Origin of the sequence: Microbacterium sp. (assembly GCF_017305435.1) — a bacterium.
In the GTDB taxonomy this organism is placed as follows: domain Bacteria; phylum Actinomycetota; class Actinomycetes; order Actinomycetales; family Microbacteriaceae; genus Microbacterium.
Genome location: NZ_JAFKIP010000008.1, coordinates 72,055 through 83,338, shown reverse-complemented (window position 1 = coordinate 83,338; position 11,284 = coordinate 72,055). Strand labels below are relative to the sequence as shown.

Here is an 11,284-nt window from a genome sequence, read left to right as displayed (position 1 = left end):
TCGCCGATCTCGGCCGACGCCTTGTCCGTGATGAGGTTGAGCGCGACGGAGGCGCCGAACCCGAGATCCCCGGTCGATGTGACGCCCGCGCCCGCGGGCAGGGCCTTCACCGTCGATGAGGTGTCGGATGCCGCGGCGATCGTCGCGTCACCGCCGGTCAGCTGCACGGTGCCGTCGATCGCGGCACGGGTCGTGTGGTTCGCGATCGTCATCGCGAACGAGCCCGCGACCGACACCTTGCCGCCGCCCGCTCCCGCCACGGATTGAGCGCCGAACGTGGCGGTGTGGTCCGCGCCGTCGGTCGCCACGGCGGCCGCCGCCGAGAAGTCGCGCGCCGTGATCGTGACGGTGGCGGGGACGACGGCGCGGTTCGTGACGTTCGCGAGTGTGATGGCAACGGCCGCGCCGATCGTCGCGTCGGAACCCTGCGAAGCCGCGCCGTTGGCTGAGGTCGCGGCATCCGTGTTCGCCCCGGATGCCAGCGACACGGTGCCGGTCGCCGTGACGGCGATGCCCGCCGCGAGGACCGTCTCGGCCCGCACAGTTGCGAGAGTGATCGCGACCGCCGCGGCGACGTTGACCTTGCCCGAAGACGACTCCGGCTCGGGGGTCGTCGCGCTGCCGGCACCGTCGCCGCCGTGCGCGGCCGACGTGGCTCCGGCGTGGGCGCGCTCACCCTCGACCTGGCTCGTGACTGCGGACGTGCCGGATCCCGCGCCGCTGCCGGTCTCCTCGGGAGCGCCTGCCGCCGACGCGGCAGCCGTCGAGGAGGATCCCGAGACGCTCGACGCGGCCAGGGAGACCGACGCACCCGACACCGAACGGGCGAGCTCCGTCGTGACCGTGTGATTCGCGATCGTCAGCGCGAGAGCGACGCCGATGCCGGCCGAGGTCGCCCCGTAGGCCCCCGCGGTCGCGGCGGTCGTCGCCGAGGCCTTCTGCGTCGCCGTTGCCGCGAGAGCCCCGGTGAGGCTCAACGCTCCGGTGCCGATCCGCGTGCGGGTCGTCACATTCGAGAGCGTGACCGCGACCGCGGGGGTCAACGCGACCTTGCCGCCGGCCGCGCCCATGCGGCCTTCCGTGGTCGCGGCATCCGCCGCCGTCGCGGCGAGCGTGAGGTTCCGCGCCCCGATGAGCGTGCCGGCATCGCCGAGCTCCGCGGACGTCTTGTCGGTGATCAGGTTGAGGGCGACGGAAGCGCCGAACCCGAGGTCGCCGGTCGAGGTGACGCCGGCCCCGGCCGGCAGCGCCTTCACGGTCGATGAGGTGTCGGATGCCGCGGTCAGCGTGCCGTCGCCTCCGCCGAGCGCGACCGTCCCGTCGATCGCGGCGCGGGTCGTGTGGTTCAGGATCACCATCGCGAACGACCCCGCGACCGACACCTTGCCCCCGCCGGCACCGGCGACCGACTGCGCCCCGAACGTCGCGGTGTGATCCGCACCGTCTGTCGCCACGATCGCCGCGGCGGAGAAGTCTCGCGCCGAAATCATGACGCCGACGGGCACGACCGCGCGGTTCGTGACGTTCGCGAGTGTGATCGCGACGGCGGCACCGATCGTCGCGTCGCTGCCCTGCGAGGCCGCGCCGCTCGCCGACGTCGACGCATCCGTATTCGCCGCGGATGCCAGCGACACGAGCCCCGACGCTTGCCGGACGACGACTCCGGCTCGGGGGTCGTGGCACTGCCCGCACCGTCGCCGCCGTGCGCGGCCGACGTCGCTCCGGCATGAGTGCGCTCACCCTCGACCTGGCTCGTGACGGCGGACGGGCCGGATCCCGCGCCGCTGCCCGTCTCCTCCGGCGCCCCGGCCGCCGACGCTGCGGCGATCGACGACGAGCCCGAGATGCTCGACGCGGCCAGGGAGACCGACGCGGCCGATACCGAACGGGCGAGCTCCGTCGTGACCGTGTGATTGGCAATCGTGAGAGCGAGCGCGACACCGATCCCGGCCGAGGTGGCACCATAGGCGCCCGCGGTCGCGGCGGTGGCCGCCGACGCCTTCTGCGTCGCCGACGCGATGAGGGCGCCCGAGAGCGACAGCGCTCCGGTGCCGATCCGGGCGCGGGTCGTCACATTCGAGAGCGTGACCGCGACCGCCGGGGTCAGCGCGACCTTGCCGCCGGCCGCGCCCATGCGCGCCTCGGTCGTCGCGGCATCCGCCGCCGTCGCGGCGAGCGTGAGGTTCCGCGCCCCGATGAGCGTGCCGGCATCGCCGATCTCGGCCGACGACTTATCCGTGATGAGGTTCAGGGCCACGGAGGCTCCGAACCCGAGATCCCCGGTGCTCGTGACGCCCGCGCCCGCGGGCAGAGCCTTCGCCGTCGATGAGGTGTCGGATGCCGCAGTGATCGTCGCGTCACCGCCGGTCAGCTGCACGGTGCCGTCGATCGCAGCACGTGTCGCGTGGTTCAGGATCGTCATCGCGAACGAGCCCGCGACGGACACCTTGCCCCCACCCGCCCCCGCGACCGACTGGGCTCCGAACGTCGCGGTGTGATCCGCGCCATCCGTCGCCACGGTCGCCGCTGCGGAGAAATCGTGCGCCGCGATCGTCACACCCGCGGGCACGACCGCCCGGTTCGTCACATTGGCCAGGGTGATCGCCACCGCGGCGCCGATCGTGGCATCCGTCCCTTGCGACGCGGCGCCGTTCGCCGACGTCGCGGCATCCGTGTTCTCGGCGGATGCGAGGGACACCGTCCCGGTCGCCGTGACCGCTATGCCCGCAGCGAGGACCGTCTCGGCCCGCACCGTCGACAGCGTGATCGCGACCGCGGCGGCGACGTTCACCTTGCCGGACGACGACTCCGGCTCGGGGGTCGTCGCGCTGCCCGCGCCGTCGCCGCCCGCGGCGATCGATGCGGCGTCTGCGTGCGTCCGCTCCCCTTCGACCTGGCTCGTGACGCCCGACGGGCCCGACCCCGCGCCGCTGCCGGTCTCCTCGGGAGCGCCCGCCGCCGACGCGGCAGCGGTCGACGACGAACCCGAGACGCTCGACGCCGAGAGGGCGGCAGAGGCTGCGGTGGTCGAACGGGCGAGTTCCGTCGCGACCGTGTGGTTCGCGATCGTCAGCGCGAGCGCGACACCGATGCCCGCTGACGTCGCCCCGTAGGCCCCCGCCGTCGCGGACGTTGCGGCCGACGCCTTCTGCGTCGCCGTCGCGACGAGGGCGCCGGAGAGCGCCAGCGATCCGGTGCCGATCCGCGCCCGCGTCGTCACGTTCGAGAGCGTCACCGCGACGGCCGGGGTCAGCGCGACCTTGCCACCCGCGGCGCCCATCCGGGCTTCCGTCGTCGCGGCATCCGTCGCCGTGGCGGTCACCGTCAGGTCGCGGGCTCCGGTGACCGCGCCGCCGTCGCCGATCTCGGCGAGGGTCTTGTCCGTGATGAGGGTGAGCGCGACCGAGGCCCCGAACCCGAGGTCGCCTGTCGAGGTGACCCCCGCGCCCGCCGGGAGGGCCGACACCGTCGAGGCGACGCGCGATGCGGCGGCGATCGTCGCATCGCCCGCACCCGACAGGCCGCCGAGCGTCACCGAGCCCGCGATCGCCGCCTGGACGGTGTGCGTGATCGCGGCGATCGCGACGGACCCGGCGACGGAGACCTTGCCGCCGCCCGCGCCGGCGACCGAGCGTGCGCCGAAGGTCGACGTGCCGTCGCCCGCCGCCGTCGTGTCCGCTCGCAGCACCAGCCCCTGCGCCGCGACGCTGACGTCCGCGGGAACGACCGCGAGGGTGCGCACCGTGGCGGCGGTGAGTGCGACCGCGGCGCCGATCGTGGCATCCGCGCCCTGCGACGCCGACCCGTCCGCCGAGCTCGCGCCGTCGACGTCGCCGTGCGCGGCGAGCGTGATCGTGCCCGTCGCGACGAGGTGGATGCCGGGAGCGAGCGCGACACCGGCATCCACCGTCACGAGGGCGAGCGCGACGGCGGCGGCGACGTTCACGCCGCCCTGCGACGTCGAGGCGCTCGGGGTCGCCGTGGCACCCGAGCCCCCGCCGTGCGGCGCCGCGACCGCGTCGGCGTGTCCGCGTTCCCCCGCGACGGTGCTGTCGACGCCGGCCCCGCCGGCGCCGCCCGCGCCGCCGTTCTCCGGCGCTCCGGAGGTCGACGCGGTGGCGGTCGAGGCCGACGCCGACGTGGCGGATGCCGAGATGTCGGCGGTCTGCGCGGTGAGATCACGTGCGAGGGCCGCCGACGTCTTCTCGCTCACGAGGGTGAGCGCGAGGCCGAGGCCGACGCCCGCGGTCCCGGCTCCGATGACGATCGCCCCGGCGGTCGAGGACGCCGAGGTGCGACTCTGGGCCGCCAACGTGAACGCGCCGGTCACCACGAGCGCCACGCCAGAACCCACCCGCGCGAGCGTGACCGGGCTCGAAAGGGCGATCGCGACGGCGGGCGTCACGGCGACCTTGCCGCCGGCGGCGCCCATCCGTGCCTCCGCATTCGTCTGCACGACGCTCGCCGCAGCGAGGTCGAGCGTCGCCGCGCCGAGGAGCTGAGCACCGTCGGCGACCTCGGCGGTGACTGCCGTCGTCGTGAGGGCGAGGGCGACGGATGCCCCGAGACCGAGATCCCCCTCGCTGGTCACTCCGCGGCCCGCGGGCAGCGCGCGTGCCTCCGTGCGCCCGTCGGCAGAGGCAGCGATCGTGACGGCCGCGGCCTGAGTGGTGCCCGCGAGGCGCGCGACGGTGCCGCCGTCCGCGATCGCGATCGCGACGGACCCGGCGACCGAGACCTTGCCGCCGCCGGCACCGGCGACCGAACGTGCCTCCGTCCGGGAGGTGCTGTCGCCGCCGATGCTCAGCGTGCCCGCCGTCAGCGTGAGGCTCGCGGCGCGCACGACGGCTCCGGCCGCGACGAGCGCGTGAGCGCTGTTCGTCGCCGATGCGAGCGCGACGGCCGCGCCGATCGTCGCGTCGGCCCCCTGCGACGCCGAGCCGTCGGCGGTCGCCGCGGCATCCGCGTTGAGGAGGGCCGAGATCGTGGCGGCTCCCGTCACGGTGAGGGTTTCCGGAGCGGCGAGCCGGGCTTCCGCCGTGACGTCGGCGAGCACGATGCCGACCGCGGCGGCCGCGTTCACCCCGCCCTGCGAGGTCGCGGCACTCGGCGTCACGGCGCTGCCGCTCCCGGCGCCGCCGGCCGCCGCCGCCGCGCCGTCGGCGTGCCCGCGTTCGGCTGCGACGGCTGCGTCCACGCCGGAGCCGCCTGCGCCGCCGGTGCCGCTGTTCTCCGGTGCGCCCGCGGCGGATGCGGCGGCGTCCGCGGACGCCGTGGACGCCGCCGTCGCGGCCAGTCGTGCCGATGCGGCGGTCACGGTGCGGCCGAGGGCTGCCGTGCTGCGGTGCTGCGCGAAGGTGAGGGCGAGCGCGGCGCCCACACCCGCGCTGCCCGCGCCGACGACGAGCGCGCCGGCCGTGGCGCGCGCGGCGGCGGTCTGATCCGCCGTGATCGTGAGCGCACCGCCGACGGGCGCCGCGGCGCCCGCCGCGACGGCTGCGGTCGTCGTGATCGACGAGAGGACGAGCGCGACGACGGGGCTGAGCGCGACGTCGCCGCCGGCCGCCCCCATGCGCGCGGTCGCCGACGCCATGCTGTCCGTCACGGCGGCGACGGCGAGCGCGGCCGGGTTCGTGAGCGTCGCGGAGGGCGCGACGGATGCCGTGGTCTCCACCGTGACGAGCGCGAGGCCGACCGAGGCGCCGAGCCCGAGGTCGCCCGAGGTCGTGACGCCCGCGCCCGCAGGGAGCGCCTCGACGATCGTCCCCACGATCGACGTGGCGCTCACCTGCGCATCGGCGAGCGAGACGGCCCCCGCGAGCTCCGCGGTGGTGCGGTGGGTCACGACGGCGAGCGCGAACGACCCCGCGACGGAGACCGACCCGCCCCCGGCACCCGACACGGCGCGCGCGGCGGAGTCGGAGCGCGTGTCGGCGCCATCCGCCGCCGTGGCGGCGCGGACGCGCAGCGACGGCGCCGCGACGGACCCCGCCGTGGCGACCTCGGCCCGGACGACGGTGTCGGCGCGGGTGATCGCGACGGCGGCGCCGATCGTGGCATCCGCGCCCTGTGAAGCGGACCCGTTCGCCGATGTCGACGCGTCGGCGTTCTCCGCGGCATCGATCGTGACGGCGCCGCCCGCGGCCAGCGGCGCGGCGACCGAAGCCGTGACACGCACCGTCGCGAGTGTCACCGCGATCGCGGCGGCCGCGCTGATGCCGCCCTGAGAGGTCGCCGCGCTCGGCGTCCCGGTCGAGCCCGCGCCCGCGGCGCCCGCCGCGGCACCGGCGGCGCCCGCGTGAGCGCGCGTCGCCTGCACCTGGTCGTCGACGCCCGTGCCCGCCGAGCCGCCCGCGCCGCCGTTCTCGGGCGCACCGGCGGCCGACGCGGTCGCCGTGCTCGTCGCGGCCGTGCGGGCCGTCGCGGAGAGGGCGGCGGCGCCGCCGACGGTGACGGCACGTCCGAGCGCAGCGGTGACGGTGTCGGCGGTGATCGTCAGTGCGAGCGCGACCCCGACGGCGGTGCCGCCCGCGGTTCCGGTCGCGGACTGCGCCTGCGCATCGGCGGTCGCGCGAAGGGCTGCCGACAGCGTGAGCGCACCCGACACGGCGAACGCGGGGCCGGCATCGATCGCGGCGCGCGCGCTCACCTGCGTGAGCACGACGGCGGCGAACGGTGCGACGGCGGTGCTGCCGCCGCGCGCCTCGCCCTGTGCCCGGGCCGTCGTGTCGTCGCTCGCGTCGGCGCGCACGGTCGCATCGGTCACGCCGGAGACCTGCGCACCGGCGCCGATCGCGGCATCCGTCTCGTGATCGATGCTCGCGAGGGCGAACGCGGCGCCGACGCCGGTCGTCGGTCCGCCACCGCTGCCGCTGGAGAGGAGCGCCTCGGCCGACGTGCGGACCGCGGATGCCGCGTCGATCGACAGCGCTCCGGAGAGGCCGACCGCCGGGGCATTCGGACCGGCGGCGAGACCCGCGCTCGTATGGAGAGCCGCGAAGGCGAGGGCGAGGGACCCGGCGATACCGAGATCGCCGCCCGAGCCGGGGCCGCCGGTCGCGGTGGCGGAGACCCGGTGGATCGGGTCTGCGACGCCCGCCGCGTTCGTCGGCGTGACGCCGGCGGAGAGGGAGAGGGAGGATGCCGTGATGAGCGTGGAGGGGCCGACCTCCGCGCGGACGGTGACGTCCGCGACCGTGATCGCTGCGGCCGCTGCGATCGTGGTGCCGCTCGGGGGCGCGCGGTCCGACGCCGAGCCCGTCGCGGCCGCGGAGACCTGCGCGTTGCCCTCGGCGCGGAGGGCGACGGCGCCCGCGGTGATCGAGATGCCGTCGACCGAGACGTCGGAGCTGAAGTGGTGGATCGTCAGAGCGAACGCGGCGGTCACCGTGATCTCTCCCTGCGGCGTGCTCGGCTGCGGGATCGGCGTGTTGCCGCTGCCGCCCGCTCCCCCGTCGCCCGCGCCGGCGGAAGGCGCGGCGCCATCGGCCCACGTGCGCGCGTCGCCCGCTTGCGTGGCGGGTGTCGGCGCACCGGACCCGCCGGTGCCCTGCGCGGGCGCCCCGGTCGCAGACGAGGCGGCGGAGGTCGCGGCGGCGGAGGCGCCCGTCGCGCGGAGGGTGACCCCACCCGGTGCGACGAGACTGCGCGCGAGTTGCGAGGCGACGGTGTGGTCGGCGAACGAGAGCGCGATCACGACGCCGACCCCGGCGCCGTCGCCCGCGTCGACGTTGCCGGTCGCCGCCGTGGCGATCGGCGCCCGCTGCGTCGCGGTCGACGTGTACGCGCCCGTGAGGACGAGCGGCGTGCCGCTGCCGAGCCGCGCGACGGTGGAGACGTTCGAGATCGTCACCGCGACGACGCCGGAGACGGCGGTGCCGCCCGAGGCGCCTCCGATCGCGGTCGTCGTGGCGGGCGCGATGCTCGACGCGGCGAGCTGGGCGTTCCGCGCGCCGCCGACCGACGACCCGTCGCCGATCTCAGCGAGTGCGCCGTCGTTCGCGACCGTGAGGGCGACGGATGCCCCGATCCCGGTCGCACCCGCCCCGCCGCTGCCCGGTCGGGCATCGGTGCGCGTGTCGTGCTGCGCCGTCGCATCGAGGGTCAGATCGCCGCCCGGCAGGGTCACGCTCGCGCCGGGCTCGATCGCGGCGCGCGTGCGGAAGCCCGCCACCGTGACCGCGAGCGCTCCGGCCGCGCCGACCGAGGCGGCACCGCCGGCACCCGAGATCGACTGCGCGTGGTAGTCGTTGGCGTCGGCCGTCGTGCGCGGTGCGGAGGTCGCGCGTGCGAACAGCTGCGGTGCCGCGTAGGCGCCGCTGCCGATGGATGCCTCCGTCCGGGCATCCGCGACATTCACCGCGATGCCGACCCCGACGCCCGCGGCTCCGGCGGTGACCCCGCTCGCATCGGCGTCGGTCGATGCCGAGCCCGACGAGACGGCCTCCGCCGTGATGGATGCCCCGGCCACCGCGACCGGACCGGCGCCGCCGATCGCAGCGCGCGTCGATTGCGTGAGGTCGGAGAAGGCGAGCGCGCCGGCGACACCGAGCGTGCCGCCGGGCGCCGAGGCGAAGCCGCCGGGCTGCGCGGCGGTCGCCGTGCTCGCGCTCGGTGAGGCGCCGTTGGCCGTCGATCCACCGGGGCTCGCCGTCGCCCGCGTGACGAGCGTGTGGGTCGAGTCGGCGCGGACTCCGACCGTCGCGGCGGTGACCGTTCCGATCGTGTCGAGGAGCGCGGCGGTCGTCGTCGTGGCCTTCGTCAACGCGATACCCGCGCCTGCCGTCGCCGCGGCCCCGTCGGCGGTCGTCGTCACCGTGGTGACCGTGCGGGCCACGAGGTCGGCGGCGCCTCCCGCGGCGAGCGTCGACGATCCCGACACGGCGGTGCGGGCCGACGTCGACGCGGCGCTCCGCGCGAGAGCGGCGTCGACCGAGGCATCCGTTCCGGTGCCCGTCGACGTCGTCGTGAGCGTCGTCGTCGCCGCCGAGGTCAGCGCGACCGCGCCGGTCGCCTGCAGCGCCGACGCGCCTTCGACGACGACCGCCGCGTCGGAGGCCGCTTCCCCGAGCGCCACGCCGAGCGTCGCTCCCGTGTCGACCGTGCTGGTCGCCGTCGCGGTCGCCGTGATGTTCGCGGCGCGGACCGTCGCACTCGTGAGCCGCACCTCCGCCGAGGCGGGCGTGCCGTCGGTGCGCGTCGCGACGGCGGTGAGAGTGACGTCGCCCGTGCCGGCGTCGAGCACCGCGCCGGATGCCAGGAGGATGCGCGTCGCCTGGAACGTGAACGTGACCCCGAGATAGGTCAGGGTGCCGGTGATGCGGATGACGGCCCCGACGCCGGTCGTGGTCACCCGGAACGACACGGTGGGCTGCACCGAGTGCGACTCGAACTTCGCGCCTGCGCTCGAGACGAGGATGTGACCGGGGTTGGCGACGTCGGGCGCGACGTCGATCGTGTCGGCGTCGTCGGCGACGTCGAGCGCGAAGTCGTTCTCCGTCGCGGGGCCGACCGGCTCGAGGCCGGTGTAGGCGATCGTGCGGCCGTCGACGACGAGCGTGCCCGACTGCGGGCCGGACGGGGTCGAGTGAATCGACCCGTGCGTGCCGCTGAAGCGGATGAGGTCATAGCCGCCGGCCCCGCCGTCGACCGCGTCGATCGATGCGCCCGGGGCGATGACGAACTCGTCGCGGTTGCCCGCGGCACCCTGCAGAGTCGAGAAGCCCGAGAAGCCCTGACCGCCGACCTCGCCGGCACCGGCGCCGGTGACCTGCCACGTCGTGTCCGTGGCGGGGCCGGCGAGCGACTGCCCGGTGCCGAGGGCGACGAGCGTGCCGATGCCGTCGAAGCGGATGCCGCCGACGATGCCCGATCCGCTGCCGTCGACCTGCCAGGCGACGCCCGATCCGTCGACGGCGAGTGCCGCGGCGTCATGGACGTGGGTCGGGACGGGAAGGTCGGCCGGGGTCGTGACGGTGCCGCCGGCGGTGATCTCGAGCGCGCTCACCGAGGCGACCGCACGACGCTCGGTGCCGCCGTCGTGCACGACCACGAGGTCGGTGCCGTCGACGCTCACCTGGACGTCGCCCGCGGCGGTGATCGTCCAGACCGCCGGCGCGGATGTCGCGGTCGCGGCCGGCGTCCCGTCGGCCGGCTCGCTGGGCGCGGCCGTGCCGGAGTCGGCCGGGCCGGATTCAGCCGCCGCGCCCTCGGACCCGTTCGACGGAGAGGAGGTCTCGTCGGCGGGTGCGGGCGACGGCTCGGCGTCGGCGGCGGCATCCGGCTCGGCGGAGCTGCCCGCCTCGCCGTCTGCGGACGTCGTGGCCTCGTCCGCCGTGGTCGACGTCGCCGGCACCTCGGCCGTGTCGCTCGACGGCGCGGCTGCAGTGTCGTCGAACGGGCGGACGGACAGCATCGCGGGCGAGCCGACGATGGCCTCGCCGGACGCCTGAGCCGGCGGAGCGTCGCTCGACGTCGGCTCGGGGATCGGCGTGGTGGGCGACGGCACGGGCACCGACGGGCTCGGCGACGGCGCGGGAGGCGTCGTCGGCTCGGGCGCGGGAGGCGCGGTCGGCGTGGGCGTCGGGGTCGGCAGGCCGGGGATGTTCGGCTGCGGCGCGGGGTCGGTGCTCGACCCGACGGATCCGGGGTTCACGGTGCCGGGGCCGCAGGTCAGGCTCGTCGACGAGGTGCTCGTCGTGGTCGAGCTCGTCGACGATCCTCCCGCCGCGGGCGTCTGGCCCTGGGAGGTCTGGACGCAGTTCGACCCGAACGGCGACGACGTCGTCGGCAGGGGGATCGGTACCGTGACGATCACCGTGATCGGGTCGTCGGAGGAGCCGGCGTCCTGCCCGTTCGGCGCCGTGGATCCTTGCGGCTCGGTGGGCGACGCGGGGGCGGTGGGGGCGTCTCCGAGGTGCGTCGGCGACCCCTCCCCGAACGAGTGCGACGGGGCGGACCGGGTCCATTCCGATCCCGGCATGCTCTCCGAGATCCGCGTGTTCACGCGGGATTCGGGTGCCGCGAGCGCGATGGGGACGCCGAGCGCGAGTTGGCCGAGCACGAGGACGGCGCTGACGATCGCGGCGACGGCGGCGATCGGGGACCGCCGTGTCCGCATCGTGAGGACGGTGCCCAGGCGCGCAGTCGAGGTCGACGTACGCGATGCGCGACGCCCCTCAGTGTCCCCGAATTCGAGGTTGCTGCGACCCACGGGAAGACCCTTCGTCCCGGTGTGTGCTGACCTACCCGACCCCCGCGTGGTCGGCATCTCCCCGAAGGTCGA

The 11,284-nt window shown here is 76.0% G+C and carries 1 protein-coding gene; it reads right to left on the bottom strand.

Annotated elements, in window-relative coordinates; genetic code table 11:
- Positions 1 to 1,486 precede the first annotated feature (1,486 nt).
- Entirely contained in the window at positions 1,487 to 11,119 is a 9,633-nt protein-coding gene (locus J0I43_RS14745) for a hypothetical protein (protein ID WP_292865482.1), read from the bottom strand.
- Positions 11,120 to 11,284: the final 165 nt, after the last annotated feature.

Excerpts from the sequence above, each read along its gene's own strand:
- J0I43_RS14745 (WP_292865482.1), bottom strand. The coding sequence starts at position 11,119 with ATGCGGACACGGCGGTCCCCGATCGCCGCCGTCGCCGCGATCGTCAGC.